The 23,920-nt window shown below is 48.2% G+C and carries 23 protein-coding genes; 7 read left to right on the top strand and 16 right to left on the bottom strand.

The window, feature by feature from the left end; all coding sequences use genetic code 11:
• Nucleotides 1-6: 6 nt before the first annotated feature.
• Together uvrB and BLQ32_RS09335 are read right to left on the bottom strand one after the other, a co-directional pair.
• Complete coding sequence (gene uvrB / locus BLQ32_RS09340) at nucleotides 7-1,989, bottom strand: excinuclease ABC subunit UvrB (RefSeq protein ID WP_036808092.1); 1,983 nt, start codon at nucleotides 1,987-1,989, stop codon at nucleotides 7-9.
• Nucleotides 1,990-2,131: 142 nt separating this feature from the next.
• Nucleotides 2,132-2,371, bottom strand: coding sequence for an IDEAL domain-containing protein (locus BLQ32_RS09335; protein WP_036808089.1), 240 nt, complete (start codon nucleotides 2,369-2,371; stop codon nucleotides 2,132-2,134).
• Nucleotides 2,372-2,548: 177 nt separating this feature from the next.
• Here BLQ32_RS09335 and BLQ32_RS09330 point away from each other — a divergent pair, with 177 nt between their 5' ends.
• Nucleotides 2,549-3,103 (top strand): competence protein ComK, encoded by a 555-nt coding sequence (locus tag BLQ32_RS09330; RefSeq protein WP_036808086.1) that lies wholly within the window; start codon nucleotides 2,549-2,551, stop codon nucleotides 3,101-3,103.
• Nucleotides 3,104-3,198: 95 nt separating this feature from the next.
• On the opposite strand, the gene BLQ32_RS09325 is transcribed toward BLQ32_RS09330, so the two are convergent.
• Together BLQ32_RS09325 and BLQ32_RS09320 are read right to left on the bottom strand one after the other, a co-directional pair.
• Nucleotides 3,199-3,564 (bottom strand): YhjD family protein, encoded by a 366-nt coding sequence (locus tag BLQ32_RS09325; protein ID WP_036808084.1) that lies wholly within the window; start codon nucleotides 3,562-3,564, stop codon nucleotides 3,199-3,201.
• 120 nt (nucleotides 3,565-3,684) lie between these two features.
• On the bottom strand, nucleotides 3,685-5,301 hold the full coding sequence (locus tag BLQ32_RS09320; RefSeq protein WP_074510133.1) for an ABC1 kinase family protein: 1,617 nt from the start codon (nucleotides 5,299-5,301) through the stop codon (nucleotides 3,685-3,687).
• A gap of 101 nt (nucleotides 5,302-5,402) precedes the next feature.
• Between BLQ32_RS09320 and BLQ32_RS09315 the strand changes: the two genes are divergently transcribed.
• Entirely contained in the window at nucleotides 5,403-6,179 is a 777-nt protein-coding gene (locus BLQ32_RS09315; protein ID WP_036808079.1) for an enoyl-CoA hydratase-related protein, read from the top strand.
• Nucleotides 6,180-6,421: 242 nt separating this feature from the next.
• On the top strand, nucleotides 6,422-6,745 hold the full coding sequence (locus BLQ32_RS09310) for a DUF5658 family protein (RefSeq protein ID WP_074510132.1): 324 nt from the start codon (nucleotides 6,422-6,424) through the stop codon (nucleotides 6,743-6,745).
• A 77-nt stretch (nucleotides 6,746-6,822) separates the two neighbouring features.
• Here the strand turns inward: BLQ32_RS09310 and BLQ32_RS09305 are convergent, their stop codons facing one another.
• The 7 genes from BLQ32_RS09305 to lplA all read right to left on the bottom strand — a co-directional run bounded on the left by BLQ32_RS09305 (nucleotide 6,823) and on the right by lplA (nucleotide 16,064).
• Nucleotides 6,823-8,799 carry a S9 family peptidase gene (locus tag BLQ32_RS09305; RefSeq protein WP_074510131.1) on the bottom strand — a complete coding sequence of 659 codons (1,977 nt, stop codon included), beginning with the start codon at nucleotides 8,797-8,799 and terminating at the stop codon, nucleotides 6,823-6,825.
• 154 nt (nucleotides 8,800-8,953) lie between these two features.
• On the bottom strand, nucleotides 8,954-10,507 hold the full coding sequence (locus BLQ32_RS09300; RefSeq protein WP_074510130.1) for a fatty acid--CoA ligase family protein: 1,554 nt from the start codon (nucleotides 10,505-10,507) through the stop codon (nucleotides 8,954-8,956).
• Nucleotides 10,508-10,605: 98 nt separating this feature from the next.
• Nucleotides 10,606-12,543 carry an FtsX-like permease family protein gene (locus BLQ32_RS09295; protein WP_074510129.1) on the bottom strand — a complete coding sequence of 646 codons (1,938 nt, stop codon included), beginning with the start codon at nucleotides 12,541-12,543 and terminating at the stop codon, nucleotides 10,606-10,608.
• Complete coding sequence (locus BLQ32_RS09290; protein ID WP_036808067.1) at nucleotides 12,515-13,288, bottom strand: ABC transporter ATP-binding protein; 774 nt, start codon at nucleotides 13,286-13,288, stop codon at nucleotides 12,515-12,517. Before BLQ32_RS09290 ends, BLQ32_RS09295 begins: the two co-directional genes overlap by 29 nt.
• Nucleotides 13,191-14,294, bottom strand: a complete 1,104-nt coding sequence (locus tag BLQ32_RS09285; RefSeq protein WP_074510128.1) for a sensor histidine kinase — start codon at nucleotides 14,292-14,294, stop codon at nucleotides 13,191-13,193. The genes BLQ32_RS09290 and BLQ32_RS09285 overlap by 98 nt, the downstream gene beginning before the upstream one ends.
• A complete protein-coding gene (locus BLQ32_RS09280) occupies nucleotides 14,294-14,998 on the bottom strand; it encodes a response regulator transcription factor (RefSeq protein WP_036808061.1) in 705 nt (234 codons plus the stop codon). Before BLQ32_RS09280 ends, BLQ32_RS09285 begins: the two co-directional genes overlap by 1 nt.
• 73 nt (nucleotides 14,999-15,071) lie before the next feature.
• Nucleotides 15,072-16,064, bottom strand: coding sequence for a lipoate--protein ligase (lplA, locus tag BLQ32_RS09275; RefSeq protein ID WP_074510127.1), 993 nt, complete (start codon nucleotides 16,062-16,064; stop codon nucleotides 15,072-15,074).
• A gap of 143 nt (nucleotides 16,065-16,207) precedes the next feature.
• On the opposite strand from lplA, the gene yhfH reads away from it, so the two are divergent.
• Nucleotides 16,208-16,330, top strand: coding sequence for a protein YhfH (gene yhfH, locus BLQ32_RS09270; protein WP_074510126.1), 123 nt, complete (start codon nucleotides 16,208-16,210; stop codon nucleotides 16,328-16,330).
• Nucleotides 16,331-16,458: 128 nt separating this feature from the next.
• On the opposite strand, the gene BLQ32_RS09265 is transcribed toward yhfH, so the two are convergent.
• The 5 genes from BLQ32_RS09265 to hemE all read right to left on the bottom strand — a co-directional run bounded on the left by BLQ32_RS09265 (nucleotide 16,459) and on the right by hemE (nucleotide 20,782).
• Complete coding sequence (locus BLQ32_RS09265) at nucleotides 16,459-16,764, bottom strand: hypothetical protein (protein ID WP_074510125.1); 306 nt, start codon at nucleotides 16,762-16,764, stop codon at nucleotides 16,459-16,461.
• A 78-nt stretch (nucleotides 16,765-16,842) separates the two neighbouring features.
• A complete protein-coding gene (locus BLQ32_RS09260; RefSeq protein ID WP_036808036.1) occupies nucleotides 16,843-17,313 on the bottom strand; it encodes a FixH family protein in 471 nt (156 codons plus the stop codon).
• Between the two features lie 4 nt (nucleotides 17,314-17,317).
• The gene (gene hemY / locus BLQ32_RS09255) at nucleotides 17,318-18,748 is read right to left on the bottom strand and encodes a protoporphyrinogen oxidase (RefSeq protein ID WP_074510124.1); all 1,431 of its coding nucleotides are present in this window, start codon (nucleotides 18,746-18,748) and stop codon (nucleotides 17,318-17,320) included.
• A 25-nt stretch (nucleotides 18,749-18,773) separates the two neighbouring features.
• Nucleotides 18,774-19,691 (bottom strand): ferrochelatase, encoded by a 918-nt coding sequence (gene hemH / locus BLQ32_RS09250; RefSeq protein ID WP_074510197.1) that lies wholly within the window; start codon nucleotides 19,689-19,691, stop codon nucleotides 18,774-18,776.
• A gap of 44 nt (nucleotides 19,692-19,735) precedes the next feature.
• The gene (gene hemE, locus BLQ32_RS09245) at nucleotides 19,736-20,782 is read right to left on the bottom strand and encodes a uroporphyrinogen decarboxylase (protein WP_074510196.1); all 1,047 of its coding nucleotides are present in this window, start codon (nucleotides 20,780-20,782) and stop codon (nucleotides 19,736-19,738) included.
• A gap of 205 nt (nucleotides 20,783-20,987) precedes the next feature.
• Between hemE and BLQ32_RS09240 the strand changes: the two genes are divergently transcribed.
• The 3 genes from BLQ32_RS09240 (at nucleotide 20,988) to BLQ32_RS09230 (ending at nucleotide 23,799) form a co-directional block, all read left to right on the top strand.
• Nucleotides 20,988-21,497 (top strand): antibiotic biosynthesis monooxygenase family protein, encoded by a 510-nt coding sequence (locus BLQ32_RS09240; RefSeq protein ID WP_074510123.1) that lies wholly within the window; start codon nucleotides 20,988-20,990, stop codon nucleotides 21,495-21,497.
• Between the two features lie 57 nt (nucleotides 21,498-21,554).
• Nucleotides 21,555-22,547 carry a sodium:calcium antiporter gene (locus BLQ32_RS09235; RefSeq protein WP_074510122.1) on the top strand — a complete coding sequence of 331 codons (993 nt, stop codon included), beginning with the start codon at nucleotides 21,555-21,557 and terminating at the stop codon, nucleotides 22,545-22,547.
• Nucleotides 22,548-22,632: 85 nt separating this feature from the next.
• The gene (locus BLQ32_RS09230) at nucleotides 22,633-23,799 is read left to right on the top strand and encodes an amidohydrolase (RefSeq protein WP_074510121.1); all 1,167 of its coding nucleotides are present in this window, start codon (nucleotides 22,633-22,635) and stop codon (nucleotides 23,797-23,799) included.
• Nucleotides 23,800-23,920: the final 121 nt, after the last annotated feature.

The following is a 23,920-nucleotide window of genomic DNA, read 5'->3' as shown; positions in this document are numbered from 1 at the left end:
GCTTTATCACCCTTCCGCTTTCAATTCCAGCACTGTATCTCGCAGTTCGGCTGCCCGTTCGAAATCGAGCGCTTTGGCTGCTTCTTTCATTTCTTTTTCCAGTAAAGTAATCAATTTCACGCGATCTTCTTTTTTGAGCTTTTTGCCGGCTGCCGCTTTTGAAACGTATTCTTCCGTCTCTTCTGCTGCAACCGTAGCCCGGATCACATCGCGGATTTTCTTTTCTATTGTAATTGGCGTAATGCCATGTTTTTCATTGTAAGCGGCCTGTATGGTGCGCCGGCGGGTCGTTTCATCAATCGCCTTTTGCATCGAGTCGGTCATTTTATCGGCGTACATGATGACATGGCCGTTGGAATTCCGCGCCGCACGCCCCATCGTTTGAATAAGCGAGCGTTCTGACCGCAAGAAGCCTTCCTTGTCGGCATCAAGGATGGTGACAAGAGAAACTTCCGGAATGTCCAGTCCTTCCCGAAGCAAGTTGATGCCGACAAGCACATCGTAAACACCCATCCGCAATTCACGGATAATTTCGATTCGCTCGAGTGTCTTGATCTCCGAGTGCAGGTAATTGACTTTAATCCCTGCTTCTTTCAAATAAGCCGTCAGGTCTTCAGACATTTTTTTCGTCAATGTGGTCACGAGCACCCGCTCATTTCTTTCGGTGCGCTGGCGGATTTCATCCATTAAGTCATCGATCTGCCCTTCGATTGGACGCACTTCAATGGTCGGATCCAACAGCCCTGTCGGCCGGATGATCTGTTCCACCATTTCCGGTGTATGCTCCAGTTCGTATGGCCCCGGTGTTGCGGAGACAAAAACGGCCTGGTGGATGTGCTTTTCGAATTCATCGAATGTCAATGGCCGGTTGTCCATCGCTGAAGGCAGGCGGAAACCGTGGTCAACCAACACTTTTTTGCGTGCCTGGTCACCGTTGAACATCCCGCGGACCTGCGGCAGCGTCACGTGGCTTTCGTCGACCACCAGCAGGAAATCTTCCGGGAAGTAATCGATGAGTGTGTAAGGCTGCGCGCCTGGAGGGCGCAAAGTCAAGTGGCGGGAATAGTTTTCAATGCCTGAGCAAAAGCCCATTTCCCGCATCATTTCCAAATCGTAGCGTGTGCGCTGTTCAAGGCGCTGCGCTTCAAGCAGTTTGTCTTCTGCGCGCATTTCTTTTAAGCGTTCTTCCAGTTCCGCTTCGATATTTTCAATGGCTTTCACCATTTTTTCTTCCCGGGTAACGAAGTGGGATGCCGGGAAGATGGCGACATGTTCCCGCTCGCCGATAATTTCACCGGTCAACGCATCCACTTCACGGATCCGGTCGATTTCATCTCCAAAAAACTCAACGCGCAGACAGCGTTCATCGCGTGATGCAGGAAAAATTTCCACTACGTCTCCGCGCACGCGGAAAGTTCCGCGAATGAAGTTGATGTCGTTTCGCTCATACTGGACATCCACCAATTTCCGCAGCAGCTGATTGCGTTCGATTTCCATCCCTTTCCGTAGAGAAACGACAAGCTCCCGGTACTCTTTCGGAGAACCGAGGCCATAAATGCAGGATACGGAAGCTATGACGATGACATCATCCCGTTCAAACAACGAACTTGTCGCCGAGTGGCGAAGCTTGTCGATTTCATCGTTGATGCTTGCGTCTTTTTCTATATACGTATCGGATTGGGGCACATAAGCTTCCGGCTGATAGTAATCGTAATAACTGACAAAGTATTCAACCGCGTTATCCGGAAAGAATTCCTTGAATTCACTGTAAAGCTGCCCTGCCAATGTTTTGTTGTGCGCCATGACGAGCGTCGGCTTTTTCACTTGCTGAATGACATTCGACATGGTGTAAGTTTTCCCTGTTCCTGTTGCACCGAGCAAAGTCTGGCAGCGCTTGCCGTTAATAATGCCTTGTGTAAGTTCTGCTATGGCTGCGGGCTGATCTCCTGCCGGCTCATAAGGTGCCTGGAGTTTAAATTCCTGTTTCATCTTAACGTCCTCCCGTTTGTTTCGCTGTCCCTATTTTATCATATGCCCTAAAAATCCCCTAACAAAAAGCGAACGTATGTTTTTTGCGCCATCTTTTTTGAGACAAAATAAAAAAACCGCCCGTTGAGGGCGGTTTTGATTTTTATTCATCTTCGCACTTTAAAGCCTGCAATTGGGCTGAATAAGTGGCAAATGCTTCACGGTCGTTGTTGTCCAGGGCTTGGTCGATAAGCGTCATGAGCTGTTCTTCCTGCTGTGAGCGGTGTACATGCTTCAAGAATAGATCCAGATAAATATCGTTCAGCAGTTTTTCCGCTTCAGTGATTTTCTTCGTTTGAGCCATCGCTTTCATGAAGTCAGCATAAGAATAATAGTTTTCCATTCTTCATCACCCCGAATGCTTTTCATTAGTATACATGATAAAGCTATCAACAATCAATTGTTTTTTGAAAATTCTAATGAAATAGAAAAAATTTTATTTTTGAAATAAAAACGATTGAAAATCTTCCATTTATTGTTACAATAATATTTGTATAGTAAATTTGGGGGGTATAGCATAATGGGTAAAAGGAATCATCAGCCCTCTTCTTATACGGTGTGCAGCAATACATACGCACTTTTGCCGTATATAGACGGCAACCGCAGCTGGACGCGTGTTATTGAAGATCGAAGCGAGTTTGTCGTAGAAGAGTCCGTTTACAAAACAGTCAGTTCTTCTTGCAGTTTTTATAGGGGTTCACTGGAGAGCGCGACTCTCTATTCCCAAAAAGCAGTCCGCGTCAAACACAAGCCGCCCATTATTATCGGGGAGTATTATGGCAATCCGCTTCTCTTCTTCCCTACGCATTCTCCGAAAAACAAAGAATCAGTGTGGCTCAATTTTGACGCCGTCGAATTGGTGGAAAGCGATGACAGCGGAAAAGGCAGCATTGTGTATTTAAGCAATGGCGTAACCGTTCCTCTCGATGTATCTCCGATCGCTTTAAGGAATCAGCATTCCTTTGCTGGATCGCTGCGCCGTTATTTTAAAAATGCACAGCAGGTTCATCAACACCAAATGGTCTATTTGACAAAGCGCCGATATCCCCCTAGAAGACAACATCCTCTCGATTAAGTTTTCCAGTTGAAACGGCAAAAAAGCAGGCAGAAGCCGAGGCATTCAATCGGCTTCTTTTTTGCGCCTGCTTTTTTGCAAGCTCTCTCCTGCTATCAGATTTGCCGATTGGACATCGCCAAATACACACGCAGCAATTCTTCCACCCGGTTGCGCAGGCGCAAGTTTAAATAGCGCCGGTGGTCCTCGTAGCCGCCGTGATAAAAGACGTACTCGGTAAATGTATCATCTCCAATTCCCCTGATCATTTTCATGTGGTGCTTGCGCATATGGATCTTCGTTTCCTGCAGCTCTTTTTGAACAAGCTTGATTGCGTTGTCCACCAGTTCAATGTATGGCCGCTTCAACTTAAAAGTTCCTTTTTCGAATAAAGACCGGTCGCGTTCGAGGATGATGAGCACCATTGGCAAATAAATAGCTTTCTCAAAATGGACAACTTCCTCTTGTGAGATCAACGGCATGTTTTACACCTCCTCAAAAAGGGAACGTTTGTTCTTATTTTTAATTCTACCTTGAAATGGCCAAATTGCAAGGCTTGCCAAAAAAAAATCTGTGCCCGGTAAGGCACAGATTTTTCGTTCTTATTTGATTGAGCGGTAAGTCCACAGCGATCCGGCAAAAAAAACACCGGAGACCCAGATGAGCGGTTCATGGGAAAACCAGACAGCTGTTGAGATGCCGAAAAACGACAAAATCGTGAAAATGCCGGCAAACATGCGGCTCTGCAAGTCCCGCTGATGCTCCCGTTCCCGGCCATCCCGGTTTTCCAGGTAGTGCCGCAGCCGTTCCGGTTCTTCCAGGTAATTGATCACTTTCTGCGGGAACACGCGCAAAGGCCCTGATGCGTTCAGCACCCAGCGGAGAACATCCGCACGGCCGAACACACGCTTTTCTTCCTGCTGGGAAGATGCCCATTCGATGACGCGCGGCCGTGCCAGCGCCAGCAAGTCGATTCCCGGGTCAAGCACATTCAGCACACCGACAAAAATGGAGGCTGCCCGGCCAAAAAAAGCAAACTCAGCCGGGAGCTGGACAGGCTGGGTGCGCACAATATTCTGCATGTCCTTGAACAGCCGCTCCACCACGAAGCTGTCCATCTGCATCAATTCGTTCGATTCATAGGCGGCGACTAAGCGTGCGATGGTATCTGCCAGCAGCTCGCGGTCGGCCTGCGGCAGCAGAAAGCGCAATTCTTCAAGCGCATCAATCACTTGATCATAATTCTTGAAGATAATGCCTTCGGCAATCCGCAGCACTGCCTGAGAATCCTTTTTCGTGATGGTGCCGGTCATGCCAAAATCGATCAGCACAATCGTACCGTCCGGTTTCAGCAATACATTTCCGCCATGTGGATCCGCATGGAACTGGCCGCCGTAGAGGACTTGTTCAAGGAACAGGATGAACAAACGCTCTGCAATCTCATGGCGGTCGAGTTCGTTCTTTTCAATAAAGGCCAAATCCGTTATGCGTGCTCCTTCAATCCATTCCATCGCCAGTACACGGCGTGTCGAGATTTCATCAAAATAAACCGGGAAGCGAATGCCTTGCATTTCGGAAAAACGGTCTGCGAACGATCGCCCGCTTTGCAGTTCCTGAAGGAAATTCAGTTCAGCTCCGATGGTCTCGGTCATTTCCCGGAACAATTGATTGAAATTGATTTGCTTTGAAAGCGGCGTAAAGGTCTTCATAAACCAGATGACGATGCGCATCGCCTGAAAATCTGCCCGCAGCAGCCGGTCAGTTCCCGGCCGTTGGACTTTCAATGCTACAATCGTGCCGTCTTTCAATACACCCTTGTATACTTCTCCGATGGAAGCCGAAGCTACAGCACTTGCCGACAGCTCGGACAAATAGCTGCTATAAGGGGAATTCCATTCCGATTCAAGCACAGAAACAATTTTTTCCCGCGCTACTGACGGCACCCGGTCGGTCAGCCCCTCCAGTTCCTCCAAAAAAGACGGCGGCATGATATCAGCCCGGGTGGACAAGAACTGCCCCATTTTAATCATCAGGCCACCCAGTTTTAAGGCGAGTGTCTTGTATTGTTTTGCTTGCTTGGTAACAAGCCAGTTCCACTTCTCCTCAACAATCGGATTCCACCTGCCGCGGTATCGGCGCTGAAAAAGCGTTGCCTGCGTATAAAATTTAATTGCCATATAAACAATTCGATAAATGCGGATAAACGTGATACGGTTCATACAGAAATCCCCTCTCTGCGCTTTATTATAGAGCGGGTTGGCGGAATAGTCCAAAAAATGGTATGTTTTTAATGGATGGAATGATACTAAGGGGGATGGAAATGGACACAATTCATTATGAACAACACGGCAATCTGGCATTTGTCACGTTGAACCGGCCGGATTCCATGAATGCTTTCAATTACGATATGCTAGCTGAGCTCGGCCAGGTGGTCGAAGCAATCCGCATCAATCCGGATATCCGCGTTGTGATCTTCACCGGCGCCGGTGAAAAAGCGTTTAGTGTCGGAGCCGATTTGAAAGAACGCAAAACGCTCACTGAACAACATGTGAAACGCAATATCTTTAAAATTGGGGAAGTTTTTACTACGATTGAGAATTTGCCGCAGCCGACAATCGCCATGATGAACGGCTTTGCTTTTGGCGGCGGTATGGAACTGGCGCTGGCCTGCGATTTCCGCATCATTGCAGACGATACACTGCTCGGTTTGACCGAAACCAGCCTGGCCATTATTCCGGGAGCCGGCGGCACACAGCGGCTGCCGCGTTTAATCGGGGAATCCAAAGCGATGGAATTGATTTTGACGGCGCGCCGCTTAAAGCCGGCTGAAGCTTTGGCATATGGGCTTGTCACAAAAGTGGCGCCGCGCGCTGAACTGGTGGACGTTACCGCCCAATTCGCCGATATGATGCTGGCCAATGGGCCGATCGCTTTGCAGCAGGCGAAATTTGCCATTAAGAACGGCATGAATGCAGACTTGCAGACGGGCTTGAATATCGAACGCAAAGCTTACGAGCTGACCATTCCGACTGAAGATCGGGTCGAGGCCCTTATGGCGTTCAGCGAAAAACGGAAACCTGTTTTTAAAGGCAAATAAGTGCGAGTCACAAAACAAACGAAGAAGGAGCGCCTCTTAGAGTCGCTCCTTCTTTTTTTATGCATTTGAAACTCCGTCATTCGGGTTATATGGACTATTAAAAATAAAAATAATTTAAAATTAAATATTTTATAGTCATAAGGGTCTAAACTTTACCATGATTGGGTATCTCTTTTAGTAACGTCTATAAATCAGAGGACTCTATTGTTTTTATCGGAACAACTATACGGAGGAGGTGACATATGGCCATACTTGAGCGAAGCACTCCTTTAAAAATCCCTGTCTGGACGCTTGGTATTTTGAATGTCTTGGATGGAATGCTGACTTTCTTCGGCCTCAGCTTAGGCTATATAACAGAAGGCAACCCTTTACTGAGTTCCCTTTCGCCATTCGCCATTTTAACCATCAAGCTGTTCTTATCGCTGTGCCTGTTCAGCCTGCTTTTAACGCCTTTCATTGCCATTCGGGCCCGCCACTGGCGCTACCTGCTGCTATCTGCAAATGTTCTCTACTCCATGATCCTTATCCTTCATGCCAGCTGGCTCATCCTCGTCGCCATTGCCTAATGCGCCTTGCTCCATATCTATTTATTTGCATAAAGAAGACGCCCAACAGCAGTCGGGCGTCTTTAAAATTCCGTTCCTTATAGATATTTCTCCATCCAGCCGGCAATTTGCTCAAGGCGTGCAAAGCGCAGGTTCGGTTTTCCGGTGCGCGACAGGTTGTGGTCGGCTTCCGGGAAACGCACAAACTCGGTTTCTTTGCCCATGCTCTTCAACGTGACATACAGCTGTTCCGACTGCTCGATTGGGCAGCGGAAATCGTTCTCCGAATGAAGGATCAACAGAGGAGTCTCGACATCTTTTGCATATTTCAGCGGCGAGTGGTGCCACAAGGTCTCGACATCGGTCATGTCCGCACCGATTTGCCAATCACTGAAATAGTAGCCGATGTCTGAGACGCCGTAAAATGACACCCAGTTGGAAATCGAGCGCTGCGTAACGGCCGCTTTAAAGCGGTCGGTATGTCCGACAATCCAGTTGGTCATAAAGCCGCCGTAGCTGCCGCCGGTCACGCCGAGGCGATCTTCATCGATCCAGCTATGCTGGCCCACGATTCCTTCAAGCGATTTCATGATATCTTCATAATCCCCGCCGCCGTAATCGCCGCGCACGGCATCGACGAACTCTTGGCTGTAGCCGTGGCTGCCGCGCGGGTTGACGTACAATACGCCGAAGCCGCGCGCCGCCAGCACCTGCATTTCATGAAAGAACGTATTGGCATACATGGCATGCGGACCTCCGTGGATGTTCACCACAAGCGGATATTTCCCGCCTTCTTTAAAGCCGCGCGGTTTCATGAGCCAGCCGTGGATGGTCCAGCCTTTTGCACCATCTGCGACAATGGCCACCGGCTCAATCAGTTCCGTTTCTTCCAGATAGGTTTTATTAAACTCAGTTAATGGTTCCCGTTCTCCAGTGGCAATTGTCAGCTTGTACAATTCACCGGGATTCACCGGATCGCTGATCGCTGCAACTGCAAACACGCCGTCTCTTGAAATGTCATAGCCGTAAACATGTTCCATTTCGGGAGAAGCCGGGTAAATTGCCCCGTCAAGCGAAGCAAAATACAAGCGGACGTCGCCCATTGTGGAGACTTGGAAATACAGATGGTCATCTTGTGTCCATACCATGGCCGGTGCTGCTGCTCCTTGCTGATGATCCGCCACCACATAATCGCCGACCGGTGCATCGAGCCCTTCCGTCAAGCATACGATTGATTGCTGTACCGCATCGTAGACGTAAATATCGGTATGGGATGCGTTCTCAAATTGGCGCGTGCTTCCAACAAAAGCAATTTTCGAATCGTCGTGTGAAAAGGCTGCATCGCCGTAATAGCCATCTTTATCAATCAGCGGCGTTTCTTTTTTCGTTTCCACTTCGTACAGGTAAAGCGGCTGGCGGAAAACAAAGTCCAGATTTTCTTCACGCACCACACCGTATACCAATTGGTCCCCCTTGTGCGATACCGCTTCTAAATTGTAATCATAATTGCCTTCCGTAACTTGCTGCACTTCTTTGGTGTTGAGGTCAATCACGCCGATCTGGCGGTGGAAATCCATCGGCACTAAGCCCATGCCATCCATTTTATATTTGAGCTTGCTGACGAAAACCGGCTCCGGGTTTTTCTTTTCTTTTTCGTCTTCTTTGTCAGTAAACGTCTTGCCTTCTTTGGCCAAGGCATTAAACCAAATTTTTTCACCGCATGGCGACCAGAAGAATCCATTGACTCCTTTTTCAAAATCCGTCAATGCCCGTGCTTCGCCGCCTGTTGCCGGCAGGACGTACAATTGATTTTTGTCGTCGCGCGTCGATAAAAATGCCACATAATTGCCGTCGGCCGACCAAGCCGGCGAAGAAACGCGTTCTTTGCCGTATGTCCATTGCGTCACTCCTCCGCTTGCCAGATCCAAATGGTACAGGTGAGCTGTGTATGTATTTTCGTCTTCATCAATATGGGTGCGGATAAACAATGCTTTCGAGCCGTCCGGTGAGATTCGTGGATCTGTTACAGAAACAAGTTTGCTTAAGTCTTTAATTTCTACCGCATTTTTTGCCATTGTGAATCCTCCTGTAAAATATATTTCGTGACTCGCAATACTTCCTTCTTTACTATAAAGAAAAGAGTCAGTCTTTTCAATCAAATCCATCAGAAAAACGGTTTCGGCTTGATATGCCGAAACCGTTTTTGCTCGCTTCTTCTAAAAATAAGGATTACTTGTTCAGCGCCTGGTCTTTTAGTGAGCGGCGCAAGATTTTGCCGGTGGTGTTTTTCGGCAATTCTTCTAGAATCTCAAAATGCTTTGGCACTTTGTATTTTGCCAAGTGTTCGGCACAATAAGTACGGAGATCTTCAGCAGTCGGCGCGTCGTCTTTCAAGACCACGTATGCATGGACTTCTTCCCCGAAATTCGGGTCAGGCAGCCCGACTACTGCTGCTTCGACCACACCCGGATGGGCGAACAGCACTTCTTCGACTTCACGCGGATACACATTGTAGCCGCCCACAATAATCATATCTTTTTTGCGGTCGACAATATAGAAGTAGCCTTCTTCATCGACGCGCGCCAAATCGCCTGTATACAGCCAGCCACCGCGAAGAGCCGACTGGGTTTCTTCCGGCATCTTGTAATAGCCTTTCATGACGTTCGGGCCGCGGACAACCAGTTCGCCGACTTCGCCGACCGGCACTTCTTCTCCCAGTTCATCGACCACTTTGTTTTCAACATTGATGATCGAAGTTCCGATCGATCCGGCTTTCCGCTCGCGGTCAACCGGATTAAAGCAAGTAACGGGTGAAGCTTCGGACAAGCCGTAGCCTTCTGAAATGCGCACATTGAATTTCTCTTCAAAATTGTGCAGCAAAGCGACCGGCATGGCTGAGCCTCCTGAAATGGCAAGGCGGACCGAGTCAAAATCAGCCGGCTGGGCATCCGGGAATTGGTACATGAAATTGAACATCGTCGGCACACCTGCAAAGACCGTAGCTTTTTGCGATTTGATGGCTTCGAACACTTCTTTCGGATTAAAGCGCGGCACTAAGATGATTGTCGCTCCTTGCAATAATGGCGCATTTACAACGACAGTCAAAGCAAATACATGGAATACCGGAAGCGTAGCAACCACCCGGTCTTCAGGAGTCACCCCTAGATAAGCGCCAACGTCCCGCGCATTCGAATAGAGGTTGTCATGCGTCAGCATGGCCCCTTTCGGTTTTCCCGTCGTTCCGGAAGTATACAGAATAACAGCATTGTCGTCTCCTTGAACTTCCACTGCCTGTTCAAGAGACCCCGGCTGGCGGATCACTTCTGAGAATGCGCGGACTTTCGCTTTGGCGTCAGCCGGCAATTCAGCGATTTTGGCCACGGTTTCCGGAGCGGTTTCACAGATGACAAAAGCGGCAACCTTTGGAAGGGCTGTATGCGCTTTCTCGACAAGCGGAAGAAGTGCATCCAATGCAATAACCACTTTCGCATCGCTGTCTTTCAATATGTAAGCGATTTCATCCGGAGTGTAGATTGGATTGATCGGAACAGCCGTCGCCCCTACCCGCATTGTGGCATACAAAGAAATCAAGAAATGTGGTGTATTCCCCAAAAGAAAAGCGACATGATCGCCTTTTTCTACACCCAGACTCTGCAAAGCAGCTGCAAACTTCGCAACAGATCCTTCAAACTCGGCATATGATGTATCTTTCCCCATAAAATGATACGCCGTTTTGCCCGGATTTTTTGTTGAAACTTCATGAACATATTGGCTCAAACTCATCTTCCATCCCTCTTTCGTGTTGAATGAATCCTCATTCATTATTTACACTGTATTCATTATAAAATAAATCTTCAGACAATACAACAAGCATCGTAAAATTACGATGCTTGCAGATGGGCAATATAACGCCAGCGTATTAAAAAGAAGTAAAGAATTTGAGCCACCGTAAATCCGCTCAGCACGAGGACCATTTCGCCAAGGATCGACAGTTCGGCAAATTCGTCCCACACCACTTGAAGCGAGATGAAAGCAAATGTGCTATGGAGCAGCGCAACGCCCCAAGGCAGGAAGAACTGGGGAACGAGCTGCCGGTTGACGATTTTCCGGAGCTCTTTTTCCGTCATTCCGAGGCGAACCAAAAGCGAATATTGCTTCCGGTCACGTTCAAGCCCCGTATACAATTTAAAGTAAATAAAACTTCCCGCAGCCAGCAGGAATACCGCCGCTACCATGACTCCGATAAACAGCAGGATGGCAAACGATGATTTAAAGCGCCGGTAATCTTCGCCAGGGTTTTCAAAAAAGAAATTAACGCCGCTGAAATCTGCGGCAGCGGCTGCTTTTTCCATCTTTTCTTCCAATTCCCCGCCGATAGCAATCGTCTCTTCCCATTCCGGTACATCGAACGCATAATACGTGAATGTCGACTCTCCGGGGCCATACCCAATCAGGGGCTGATCAATCGCTTCATAATCCTCGTCGTTAACAATGATGCTGTTTAAATTCATCGTATGCCCAGGGAACATCAGCCGCGGATAAACTTCCGCAATGGAAAGGTCGATGCCGCTTTCCACCAATGTGGTTTGTACATTGCTGTTTTCCAGTTCTTTCAGTGAATCCCTGGAATAAGGGATAAAAATCCCATTCCCCTTTTCCGGATAGACCGGTTCGAAGCCAAGCGAAAAGGCCAGCCGGTTAAATTGCTGTGCCGAGAAAATATCCACATCGTTCCCGGTAAAAGCGGACGTTTGGCGCTTGATCGACAGCGGCACGACATCGTAAGCCAGTTGCTTTTCTTCCAGCTGCAAAGCCAATCTTTCCACATCTGCCTGCTCTGATTCATTGCCGTTAAATGAAATATAAATCAACCCGAGCGGATTGGATTCCCGGAAATCTCCGGTATAGGACATAAACGAAGCCAATGTGCCTACCGTCAAAAACGCAACCGTCGAAACGATTGTCACGATGAAAAACATCTGGGCACTGTCTTTCAGCTTCACTGAAGCTTCCGCCAAAGAAATGAGCCGCGTCTTATGCCAATAAACCCCTTTTCTTCGTTTATACAAGTTCAACAGCGAGTGGATGGAATGTGTGAAAAATAGATAGGTGCCGAGCGTGGCAATCGGTGGAATGATCGCAGCCATTTGATACACCGTCTGGTCAGTCACCATCGAAGCCAAAATGTAGGCAGCCAGCAAGAGGAAGATCCCAAGCAGCGACAGGCCTTTTGAAATCCCTGTCACTTCATCCGTCTTCCAATAGCCCTGCAGCAAATCCAGGATGCCTTTCGTCCGGATAAACGACACACTGATAACGGAGATGATGATGAACAAACTGGCAAAAGCTCCGATCGTCAAAGCAAAGGGCTTCCACGATACATACAAAGGAAGCGATTCCAGCTGCATGATTTCGCGGCCGATCATAAAGAAGAATTTCGAAAAAGCAAAGCCGAAAGCAATTCCAGCCACTGTTGAAACCGCCCCGAGGATCATCGTCTCAAAAAAAATCATTTTGTTCAGTTGCTTTTTGGTCATGCCCAAATGCATGAGGATGCCAAACTCTTTCGACCGGGCCTGCAAAAAAGCGCTCATCGAATAGAACAGGAAAAACAGCGTGAAGATATACAAGACGATTTCTGCGATGAACATGCCGCGGACAGCCAGTTCCTGCAGCCCATCTTCTTTAAAAAGCGGATGGAAAATAAACATCGAATACACAAAAAACACCATAACGGAAAATACACTGGCCAGAAAGAACGCGGCGTAGCTGCGGCGGCTCCGTAAGACATTATGGTAAGCGAGTTGCCGAAAGGTCATTCACGTTTCCTCCAAGCAAGGATAGAACATTCAAGATCCTTTGATAGAATGTCTGACGGCGTTCATCGCCATAGATTTCATTGAAAAATTCCCCGTCTTTGATGAACAGCACCCGGTCGCAGTAGCTGGCAGCGATGGGGTCATGCGTCACCATCACAATGGTCGCACCTTCGTTGGCACTGACTTTCGATAATAAATCCAGGACGTCCCGGGAGGCTTTTGAATCCAGGTTCCCGGTCGGTTCATCGGCCAGAATGATGGCCGGTTTGTGGATCAATGCCCGGCCGATTGCGGTCCGCTGGGCTTCCCCGCCGGATATTTCATTCGGTCGCTTATGGAGAATGGCCGTTAAATCGAGCCGTTTGGCAAGTTCCAATACACGCGTCGCCATATCATTGATCGGCACATAATCCAGCGTCAGCGGCAGCACCAGATTTTCTTCCACTGTCAGCATCTGCAGCAAATTAAAATCCTGGAACACAAAGCCAAGTTTGCGCCGTCTGAACAGCGCCAGTTCATTTTTGTCCAGGCGATGGGGATTGACGCCGTCGATGAGAATTTCACCGGCAGTCAGCGAATCGATTGTTGAAATCAAGTTGAGCAGCGTTGTTTTTCCGCTGCCGGAAGGGCCCATGACAGCCAGAAATTCACCTTTTTCCACTTCGAAGCTCAGTTGATTCAACGCCCGATGGGTGACCTTCCCTTCGTACACTTTCGTCACTTCGTCGATTTTCAATAACGACATCGTCTTGGCCTCCTGTTGTTGAGTCTTGGTTGAAGAACGATACCGATACGGCAGTTCCTTGTCCCCGTTCCGAGGAAATTGTCAGCTGGTGGCCGAGTTTATCGCATACTTCTTTTGCTAAATACAAGCCCATTCCCGTAGACTCCCCCGTTTTCCGCCCGTTTTCCCCTGTGAAAAAGGCTTTCGTAATACGCGGCAAATCGGAAGACGGAATGCCGATTCCTTCATCCCGAACCGTCAAAACGGCGTTGCCGTCTGCACATTCGGCATGGAGATACACTTTCTTGTTCGGTTCAAACGTATATTTTAAGGCATTTGTTAAAAACTGCCCCACGATAAACTTCATCCATTTCCGGTCAGTTGCCACAACGCAGTCTTCGGCCATGTCGATTTCCGGATACACGCGCTTGGAAATAAACAAGCGCTTGTTTTCTGTGACGATTTCCGCCACCATGGCGCGCAGCGAGACTTGTTCGATTTGCATATCGTCTTCGAACGTATCCAGCCGTGCATTCATCAATACCGTATCGAGCCCCGACTTCAACCGGTCCACTTCTTCGCGGACACTGTTTTTATCGAGTTCCCCTTCTTCCTGAAGCAATAATTGCATAACCGATAAAGGGGTTTTCATCTGATGCACCCACTGGTTCATAAACTGAAGATGGCGGTTTTGAGAAGCATAAAGCGCCTGCGCTTCGTTCTGGTAGAGCCGGTACAGTTCCTGCAAATACTTTTCGCTTTGAAGCTGTTCCGGAGAGCGGGCTTCCCGCTGGATGGCATGTTCCATCCGGTCCGGAATGGCCAGGATCTTTTGATAAAAATGGTACCGCTTCACAAAGCGTGCAGCTAAAAAAGTGACGACCAGCAATGTGCTGATGACAAAAGAGTAAATGGCCGTATCGACGTTCCGGAAGCCGTCAAGCCAGTACAGCGCCATGATGAACGCCACCAGCACCGCCTGAAAGACAATAAATGCAGCATGTTCTCTAAAAAACAAGCGAAACATTACAGTTCCTCCTCATGGATCAGCAACCGGTAACCGGAGCCCCGGACTGTTTCAATGGAAGACAGCACTTCATAATCCGCCAGTTTTTTCCGGACACGCGTCATATTGACATTCAGCGTATTTTCGTCCACAAAAGCCTGGTCATCCCAAAGCTCTTCCAGCAACTGCTCCCGGGTCACCACTTTTGGGTATTGGGCCAACAACAATTCCATGATGGTGCATTCTTTTTTCTGCAGCGGAATGACCGCCGCCTTTACATGGAGCTCCATTCGTTCAAGGAACAGCGAGATGCGCCCCGCCTTCACTGAACGCTCTTCCTGCTTCGGAGCATATTCCCCATAAGCTCTGCGCAGATGGCTTCTTATTTTTGCAAGGACGATTTCATAATGGAAAGGTTTCGTGATGAAATCATCTCCGCCGTTTTCAAGAGCAAAAACCTGATCCATTTCCCCTGACCTGGCGGAAATGAATAAAATCGGGCAAGTGGATGTTTGGCGCAATTGGCGGCACCAATAGTATCCATCATAAGAAGGCAAATTGATATCGAGCAGAACCATATGGGGATCAAATGCCTCAAACTCTTCAAGAATGCGGTCGAAATCTTTTGCCGTTTCCACATCGTAATGGTATTTCCGCAAAGTCTCGGCCAGCATTGCCGCTATTTTCAAATCATCTTCCACGATGAAAATTCTTTGAGCTGCCAAATTGATTCCCCCTTTCCTGTTTCTTTCCATTTTAACAAAAGAGCCTGCTCGATAGCAGGCTCTTCATGAATTCTTAATAAATTAATTTCAGGAATTCTTCTTTTGTGATGCCGCCAAGATAAGTCGGGATATCAAATCCGCTGATGGCTTCATCAAGTGAAGCCCGTTCGTATTTAACGCCGGTAATGGCCTGTTCGATTTCCGCCACATCGCCGACACCGAAAAAGTCGCCGTAAATATTGGCATCCTGTACGATGCCATTTTCCACTTGCAGGCGCACGTCAATGCCGCCGACCGGAAATCTGTGTGAATGCTTCACATTGAACTTAGGCGATTTCCCGTAGTTCCAGTCCCAGTTGCCGTAGCGTTCTTTTGACAATTGGCGGATGTTTTCCCAATCCTGGTCCGTCAACTCCCAGTACTGGATGTTTTCTTCGCCGTCAAACAGCGAAGCCAGGATCGCTGAACGGAATTCCGTGACCGTCATCGGTTCTTTCAGGAACTCCGAAATATTCGCGACGCGGCTGCGGATCGACTTGATGCCTTTGGACTCGATTTTTTCTTTGCTGACTTTTAAAGCCGACACTACTGCATCCACTTCTGTATCGAACATCAAGGTTCCGTGGCTGAACATGCGGCCGCGGGTAGAGAATTGGGCATTGCCAGAAACTTTGCGCCCTTCTACCATCAAATCATTGCGTCCGGATAGTTCGGCATTGACGCCGAGGCTCTGCAAAGCATGTACGACAGGCTCAGTGAACTTCCGGAAATTGCGGAAGCTGTTGCCGTCGTCGACAGTGATAAAGCTGTAGTTCAAGTTGCCGAGGTCATGGTAGACAGCGCCGCCGCCGGACAAACGGCGGACAACATGAATGCCGTTTGAATCAACATAGTCGGTGTTGATTTCTTCTGCCGTGTTTTGGTTTTTCCCAATAATGATGGAAGGTTCGTTTATGTAAAACAGCAAAAATGGATCTTTTTCTACATCCATTGTCTTCAGCAGGTATTCTTCAATTGCCAAGTTAATGCGCGGGTCGGTAATGCCTTTATTGTCTACGAAATACATAATTTCTCTCCTTTGAAGTACATACTCTCTTTAGTTTAACGGATTTTTCAAAATAATTCACGGTTTAGGGTTGACGAATCTAATCTGTTATAATACAATTCAATAAAGAATCACAGTACTATAACAAAGGAGCTGGAATGGATATGGAAAACGTAGTGGAATTTTTCAAGAACCTGCCCGCAAAAAAATGCTCGAATTGTGGAGAGAAGATCGAAGAACAGCATGAATGTTATGGTAGCCAATGTGAAAAGTGCGACAAATTATAAACATACATAAAAGAAGCGGACGCTGCCAATATGCGCCCGCTTCTTTTATTTGTGCCTGAACCCCACCGGCAACTGTATCAATATCTGTATCATACAAGCCCGATATATCTGGAAAACTGTTCTTTTCTTCATCTGGCATGGGTCATATACCAATTGTATGCGTCTTTATCCAAGGTGGCCAAATTGTAGCCGCCAATGTCGCCAAGCTTGCAATAAGGTTTGGCGTAACCTCCGTATCCACTGACTGCCGCATCGTTCACCGATACATTCGTCAGCAGATAGACGATTTCTTCTTCACAATATAACGCATACCTTACGCGCTCTGTTTCATGCTCTTTAAACAGCATAATTTCATGTAAAGGAATCTCGTATTTTGTAAACTCAAAAATTTCATAAGGCGTTGCAGAATGTTGTGCTTTCTGGAAATACTTCATGGCCGCCACCTCCTTCGTCCAGACATTCAGTTAAAAAGAAAAGCCGGCTGCATGAACGCAGCCGGCTCTTTCATCATCTCAGTGGCCGGAATGGTCTCCCATTTTGTCCATGCCTTCTGCGTCTTCGCTGTCATCCGGTACGACAGATGCCGGATCCGGATTGCCTACAGTGATTTCCTGCTTCGGCATCACGTGCAGGCGGCGGGCGCTGGTATGCGCCTGGATCAAGTACACGCCTTCTTCTTCAAAGGCAGTCTCGGCTTCATAAACGCCGTCTCCTGTATGTTTCGCTTCAATCATTTCGCTGCTGTCGCGGTGTCCCGATTCCCAAACTTCATAAACGACTTCATCTGCATCTTCGACAGCTTCATCGCCTTGCGTAACGGTTGCCGACAACACGACTTCCCCGGCCTGCTCCACTGTTTGCGGCGTATTGATTTCCACCACAACTTCTTCCAGCGAGTTGCCGGTCCCGGCTGAGTCGGCTTCTTCACTGCCGCATGCCGCCAATAGCAATAACGGCAGCGCCAGCCCCATCAATTTCTTCATAGTGCTACCTCCGCATTTCCTGTTCCATTTGGCAACTCCCAAGAATTTGCTGCGCCGCTGCTTTTCCTTGGGCTACGCAGCCTTGCAAGCCAAATCCTTCAAATGAACTGCCGATAATCTGAACCATGGGAAAGTTTTTTTCCACTTCTCTGCGTGCTTTTTCCACACGCTCTTTATGTCCAACCAAATATTGCGGCATCGCTTCTGACCAGCGCGAAACAATTGTAAATTCCGGGTCTGCTTCAATGGCCATCGCTTTCTGCAAATCTGTCAGGACGGTTTTTTCAATTTCTTTATCCGATAATTCCACCACCGCTTCATCACCCACACGGCCAATAAACGCTTTAAACAGCATTTTGCCTTCCGGCGTTTGCGATGGCCATTTGCAATGCGAAGCAATACATGCGGTGATGGAAAGGTCGCTGTTTCGCGCCACGACGAATCCCATGGCCTGATCCGCGAATTCACGGACCGCTTCAGCCGGAAACGCCATGGACACAGTGGCAACTGAAGTTGCCGGCATCGCTTTTAACTCTTCCAATAACCCGTAAGGTTCGAATAAGGGCTGGACTTTCGTATGTGGAAGCGCAAAAATCACCTCATCCACAACCAACGTCGACTCATTATTCAGCTTCAAAACAGCTTGGCCGTTGTTTTCCGCAATCTGAACTACTTTGACGCCTTTTAATATGGTGGAAGCAGTGAGTTCTTTTTCAATTGCGGTCACCAGCGTTTCCATTCCGTTTTTAAAAGACCGGAAAACCCCTCTTTTATTGGTGGTGTATTCGTTCGGACAAATCCGTTCGTTTTTTTTCATCCCATAAATCAGGCTGCGATGCCGCTGCTCGATTTCCTGGAATGCCGGGAATGTAGCGTCTAGACTTAAACGGTCGATGTCCCCGGAGAAAAAACCGGAGAACAGCGGTTCAATCAAGTTTTCCACGACTTCATTGCCAAAACGGCGCCGCACGAAGGGACCGACCGGCTGATCCGTTGTTTTTTTGGATTTGGGCAAGACCAGATCGACTGCCGCTCGGACTTTGCCGCTCCATGAATACAGCGACGAAGCCAGGAAAGGGCCAACAGCTGTCGGTACGCCCATCACCGAGCCTTTCGGTACAGGATGCAGTTTGTCTTCCACCATGACATAGGTTTCCCCTGCACCGCTTTCTACCAGCTGATCTTCGATTCCCAATTCCTTGACCAATGCATTAATATTTTTCGTACGGGAGAGAAACGAATCTGACCCACGCTCAATTACAAAACCGTCTTTGCGCAGCGTTTGGATTTTTCCGCCTAAGCGGTGCATCGCCTCAATCAAGGTGACTTCCAATGAAACGCCAAGTTCCTGCGCTTGTTTTTGTAAATAGTAAGCAGCAGACAGACCTGTGATTCCTCCGCCCACGACTGCTACTTTTCGCGTTCGTTCCGCCACGTTTCGCCCTCTCTTTCGCTTTTCTTTATTTTTCAGCTAACTTTCTCAGAACGACGTCTGCCAACCCATCGATAAACAATGGCTGAACATTCGGCATTTCCGGACGTCTGTAAGTTGCGCCGATTTCGTCGCATACGACTTTACACTCGTAATCGTTGTCGAATAGCACTTCCAAGTGATCAGCCACAAAACCTAGTGGTGTGTAAACGAACGAAGTGTAGCCTTTTTCGGTGAACAATTCACGCGTCAAGTCCTGGACATCCGGGCCAATCCAAGGTTCCGGTGTCTGTCCAGCGCTCTGCCATCCGACTTCCACGTTGTTCACGCCAGCAGCTTCAGAAACCAATACAGCTGTTTCTTTCAATTGCTCCGGATACGGATCTCCGTTAGCGATGATTTTTTCCGGCAACGAATGCGCAGAAACGATCAGGCAAGCTTTTTCGCGTTCTTCTTCTGACATTTCAGCAAAAGCGGCGCTTACTTTTTCGCTCCAATATTGGATGAATTTCGGCTCGGTATACCAGCTTTCCACGGAAGTCAGTGAAATGCCCGCTTTTTCAGCGGCTTCTGCAGCACGTCCGTTATAGGATTTAACTGAGAATGTTGAAAAGTGAGGAGCCAAAACAATCGAAACCGCTTCAGTGATGCCGTCAGCACGCATCGCTTCAACACCGTCTTCTACAAATGGTTCAATGTGTTTCAAGCCAAGATAAACTTTAAATTCGATATCGTCCTGCATTTCATTCAAGCGGGCGCCTAGCGCATCAGCTTGGTCTTGTGTAATTTTGGCAAGCGGTGAAAGTCCGCCAATCGCTTTATAGCGGCTGCGCAAGTCTTCCAGGCTTTCTTCGCTCGGTTTGCGGCCGCGGCGAATATGTGTGTAATAGCGTTCAATATCTGCTTCTTCGTAAGGCGTACCATACGCCATCACTAATAGTCCCATTGTCTTTTTCAATGTAATCACCCCAAGAGAAATTTGTTGTTCGATTAAACGCGTGCTTTATGGGCAGCGCTGTATTCATGTACAAATGAAGTCAAACGCTTAAGCGTATCCGGCTGAACTTCCGGGAACACGCCGTGGCCCAAGTTGAAAATGTAGCCATCCTGCTGCAAGCCCATATCCAAAATCGCTTTTACGCGTTTTTCAATAATCGGCCAGTCTGCCAGCAAATAAGAAGGATCGAAATTCCCTTGGAGGGTTTTTGTTAATCCCATTGCACGCGCTTCAGAGATCGGCAGGCGCCAGTCAAGTCCGACAACGTCTACGGGAAGGTCATGCCACTCTTTTGCCAAATGGCTTGCCCCAACGCCGAAAATGATCAACGGTACGCCTTCTGTGCGAAGTTCCGAGAAGATGCGGTCCATTACCGGCTTGATGAAAATGCGGTAATCTTCAACATTTAAAGCCCCTACCCATGAATCAAAGATCTGGATTACTTTCGCCCCTGCTTTGATCTGGGCTTTCACGTAAGGGATGATGGTATCAGCAAGCTTGTCCATCAACAAAAACCACATTTCCGGCTGTGACACCATCATGGCTTTTGTTTTATTGTAGCTTTTCGAAGGGCCGCCTTCGATCATATAGCTCGCAAGTGTAAACGGTGCCCCGGAAAAGCCGATCAAAGGAACATTCAACTGTTCCTGCGTCAAAATGCGGATGGTTTCAAGCACAAAATCCACATCTTTCTCCGGATTGATCTCACCCAAGCGTTCGATATCCGCCATCGTGCGGATCGGGTTGTCGATGACCGGGCCAACTCCCGCTTTGATTTTCACATCTACGCCAATTGCAGGCAGCGGAGTAACGATGTCTTTGTAAAGAACAGCGGCATCCACATTGTATTGGTCGACAGGAAGCTTTGTCACATACGCACAAAGTTCGGGTTGATGTGTAATCTCTTCTAGCGAGTATTTTTCTTTGATCTTACGGTATTCAGGCTGCGAACGGCCAGCTTGGCGCATAAACCACACCGGTGTGTGATCCGCTTTCTCTCCGCGCGCCGCCCTCAAAAAAGTATCGTTAAATTCAGTCATGTTGATAAACATCCCTTCAGTTCATTTCGTCCTGCATTCTATATCCGTATTTCACTATAGACGCTCCGCTTTCTATTGTATAGATTCCTTCGGCAAATGTCATAAATTAGACGCTTATGCCTTCACCGGTTCGCCATTATGTGTTTCAGCCCATTTTTTGAGGGAACCATATATAATGAAAGCAATTGCTCAAGGAGGGATTTTGATGAATTTATTTATGACGACAGGCACTTATGATTTTATGAAGAAGATGCGGGAAAAACATCCCAATGAAACGATGGTGCTGATGCAGGGCGAAAACACCACTTTGCTGCTGCATGAAACAGAAGGCAAAACCATCTTCCAGACACCGCGCCGATATGAAGTGGTGGATGGTACCGGCACCTTTAAAGAAAAAGGCTTTTTTGTTTTCAATAACATTCCGGTTACAGATGAAGGCCGGCCGATTTTTGAGCACCGCTTTAAAAACCGCGCCGGCGCCATCGAAAGCGAGCCTGGCTATGTGGCGTTCCGGGTACTGCGCCCATTGGATTCCGATACGTATGTGGTATTAACCGAATGGGAATCACCGGCGTTCTTTGAGAAATGGAAAGAATCGCAGGCTTTTTCGAAAGCACACGGAAAACCAGCGGAAAATGCCGGAGAGAAACGCCCGAACATTTTCTCAGGCGCTTCTTATATTACGACCTACAAAGCAAAACCGGAAGACGAATAAAGCTCGGCAAACCTCTTCGTTAAGAGGTTTGTTACATAATGATTAGGGGGAACACCATTGGCATTTGTTTACTTCATCCTCGCTGCTATCGTGACCGTTTTTGCTGCCGTCAAGCTTTCGCAGTATGCAGATGTTATCAGTGAAAAAACTTCCATGGGCGGCATGATGGTCGGCACGTTGCTGTTGGCTGGGGCCACTTCGCTCCCGGAAATTTCCACCAGCTTTTCAGCGGCGGCCATCGGAAATGCAGATATTGCAGTCGGCAATATGATCGGCTCCAACCTGTTTAATCTTTTCATTTTGGCAGCGTTCGATTTTTTGCTGAGCAGGCGACGGATTTTGGAACGTGCCTCCCGAGACCATATCTATACACTGTTTCTTGGGTTACTATTGACCGTTTTGGTTATTTTAGCTCTTTGGCTGCGGCTTGATGCATCCGTTTTGGGTATTGGCCTGGACGCTTTAGTGATCGCACTTACTTATATAGCAGGGATGCTCATCATCAATAAATTGCCAAAGTCGGAGCCTGCCATGCCACAATCCTTGCCGCAATCGGAGCCTGCCAACCCAAGCGCTTCCTTGTCTGCAAATGCGGCTATCGCACGCTTTATCCTAGCAGCCATTATCATATTAGGTGCCGGTACTGCATTGTCCATAACAGGCGACCAAATTGCGGTTATTACCGGCATCGGCTCAAGTTTTATCGGCAGTTTTCTGATCGCTGCTACGACTTCCCTGCCGGAAGCCATTTCCGTCTTTGTCGCTCTGCGGCTAAGCAATGTCAATATGGCGGTTGGAGCTATCCTGGGGAGCAATGTGTTTAATATGATCATCCTGGCAATATCAGACCCGGTTTATACAGCGGGGCCGATTCTGTCTGCCGTTTCAAATTCGCATCTGATCATTGCTGTCGGTGTACTCCTTATGTCGCTGCTCGTGCTTTACTCGCTGCTTCAGCGGAAGACGATTTCCAACTTCAAATATGCGCTGCCGTCGGCAATTGTCATTTTGATTTATTTCATCGCTTCCTATTTGAATTTCACTTATTAAAAAAAAGAGCCGAGTGCTCTTTTTTTTATGCTATCATTTATAGTGGAACTATTTTGATTATTGGAAATTGAAAGGGGTTTACAACATGATTGAAAAAATTTATGCCGAACTGGATTCAAGCTACGAAGAAATGGTAGACATACGCAGACATTTGCATATGCATCCTGAACCTTCTTTCAATGAAACAAAAACCGCTTATTATATCCGCCACTTTTATGAACAGCTTGGCGTTGAAGTAAAACATGGCGTTGGCGGCAATGGCGTAATTGCCACGATCCGCGGCAGCAAGCCGGGAAAAACCGTTGCGCTGCGGGCCGATTTTGATGCCCTCTCCATTCAGGACCAAAAGAAAGTTGCCTATAAATCGACGGTTCCGGGTGTGATGCATGCTTGCGGACATGACGGCCATACGGCCACTCTGCTTGTCCTTGGCAAAGTGCTGCACACTTTCCGCAACGAATTGAGCGGCACGTACGTGCTCATTCACCAGCATGCAGAAGAACAGGCGCCAGGCGGAGCAAAAGCCATGATCGAAGCAGGCGCGCTTGAAGGCGTAGATGTCATTTTCGGCACGCATTTATGGTCGACGACACCTTTTGGCAGAATCGATTACCGGGTCGGGCCAATCATGGCTGCAGCCGACTCGTTTGAGATCAAGATCCAAGGCCGCGGCGGACATGGCGCCAACCCGCATGAAACAAAAGATGCGGTGGTAATCGGTTCCCAGCTCGTGACAAACTTGCAGCAATTGGTGTCCCGCCGCGTCGATCCGCTCGAATCTGCGGTACTGTCCGTTACATCGTTTGTCGCTGAAAATCCCTACAATATCATCGCAGACCAGGCCTTACTCGGCGGAACCGTCCGGACGTTTACGGAAGCCAACCGGGTGCTCATGGAAAAAGAAATGGCCCGCGTCATCGAAGGCACCAGCATCGCCACAGACAGCCTGTATGAATTCAACTTCATGCGCGGCTATCCGGCGGTTGTAAACCATGAAAACGAAACGCTGTATTTGAAAGAAATCGCAGCTGGTGTACCCGGCGTCGAAGAAGTCTTCCAATGTGCGCCGCAAATGGGCGGAGAAGACTTCGCTTATTACTTAGAGCACGTGCCCGGCACCTTCTTCTTTACCGGTGCGATGCCGGACGGCGATGTGTACCCGCATCACCATCCAAAGTTCGACTTTAAAGAAGAAGCGATGTTAGTAGCCGCCAAAACCCTGGCGACCGCTGCACTGAATATGAATGAATAATAAAAATCCCCGCCGATTCAAAATCGGCGGGGATTTCAGCTTGTTGAGAAAGAAATAACTTATTAACCGATATTCCGCAACCCAGCTGCGCTTGCCGCGGGCGAGCCGCCAAGCCTCCTCA

This window comes from Planococcus glaciei (genome assembly GCF_900099655.1).
GTDB lineage: Bacteria > Bacillota > Bacilli > Bacillales_A > Planococcaceae > Planococcus > Planococcus glaciei.
The sequence above is the reverse complement of the archived record's forward strand: the minus strand, read 5'-3'. Positions and strand labels throughout refer to the sequence as shown.

What these genes read in the sequence shown, in the direction of transcription:
- yhfH (WP_074510126.1), top strand. Translation starts at nt 16,208, where the DNA reads ATGGAAAACGTAGTGGAATTTTTCAAGAACCTGCCCGCAAAAAAATGC.
- BLQ32_RS09310 (WP_074510132.1), top strand. Translation starts at nt 6,422, where the DNA reads ATGGCCATACTTGAGCGAAGCACTCCTTTAAAAATCCCTGTCTGGACG.
- BLQ32_RS09335 (WP_036808089.1), bottom strand. Translation starts at nt 2,371, where the DNA reads ATGGAAAACTATTATTCTTATGCTGACTTCATGAAAGCGATGGCTCAA.
- BLQ32_RS09290 (WP_036808067.1), bottom strand. Translation starts at nt 13,288, where the DNA reads ATGTCGTTATTGAAAATCGACGAAGTGACGAAAGTGTACGAAGGGAAG.
- BLQ32_RS09325 (WP_036808084.1), bottom strand. Translation starts at nt 3,564, where the DNA reads ATGCCGTTGATCTCACAAGAGGAAGTTGTCCATTTTGAGAAAGCTATT.
- BLQ32_RS09285 (WP_074510128.1), bottom strand. Translation starts at nt 14,294, where the DNA reads ATGTTTCGCTTGTTTTTTAGAGAACATGCTGCATTTATTGTCTTTCAG.
- lplA (WP_074510127.1), bottom strand. Translation starts at nt 16,064, where the DNA reads ATGTATTTCGTAGACAATAAAGGCATTACCGACCCGCGCATTAACTTG.
- BLQ32_RS09260 (WP_036808036.1), bottom strand. Translation starts at nt 17,313, where the DNA reads ATGAAGAAATTGATGGGGCTGGCGCTGCCGTTATTGCTATTGGCGGCA.
- BLQ32_RS09265 (WP_074510125.1), bottom strand. Translation starts at nt 16,764, where the DNA reads ATGAAGTATTTCCAGAAAGCACAACATTCTGCAACGCCTTATGAAATT.
- BLQ32_RS09305 (WP_074510131.1), bottom strand. Translation starts at nt 8,799, where the DNA reads ATGGCAAAAAATGCGGTAGAAATTAAAGACTTAAGCAAACTTGTTTCT.
- BLQ32_RS09320 (WP_074510133.1), bottom strand. Translation starts at nt 5,301, where the DNA reads ATGAACCGTATCACGTTTATCCGCATTTATCGAATTGTTTATATGGCA.
- hemH (WP_074510197.1), bottom strand. Translation starts at nt 19,691, where the DNA reads ATGGGACTATTAGTGATGGCGTATGGTACGCCTTACGAAGAAGCAGAT.
- BLQ32_RS09315 (WP_036808079.1), top strand. Translation starts at nt 5,403, where the DNA reads ATGGACACAATTCATTATGAACAACACGGCAATCTGGCATTTGTCACG.
- BLQ32_RS09240 (WP_074510123.1), top strand. Translation starts at nt 20,988, where the DNA reads ATGAATTTATTTATGACGACAGGCACTTATGATTTTATGAAGAAGATG.
- BLQ32_RS09230 (WP_074510121.1), top strand. Translation starts at nt 22,633, where the DNA reads ATGATTGAAAAAATTTATGCCGAACTGGATTCAAGCTACGAAGAAATG.
- BLQ32_RS09295 (WP_074510129.1), bottom strand. Translation starts at nt 12,543, where the DNA reads ATGACCTTTCGGCAACTCGCTTACCATAATGTCTTACGGAGCCGCCGC.
- hemE (WP_074510196.1), bottom strand. Translation starts at nt 20,782, where the DNA reads ATGACTGAATTTAACGATACTTTTTTGAGGGCGGCGCGCGGAGAGAAA.
- uvrB (WP_036808092.1), bottom strand. Translation starts at nt 1,989, where the DNA reads ATGAAACAGGAATTTAAACTCCAGGCACCTTATGAGCCGGCAGGAGAT.
- BLQ32_RS09330 (WP_036808086.1), top strand. Translation starts at nt 2,549, where the DNA reads ATGGGTAAAAGGAATCATCAGCCCTCTTCTTATACGGTGTGCAGCAAT.
- BLQ32_RS09300 (WP_074510130.1), bottom strand. Translation starts at nt 10,507, where the DNA reads ATGAGTTTGAGCCAATATGTTCATGAAGTTTCAACAAAAAATCCGGGC.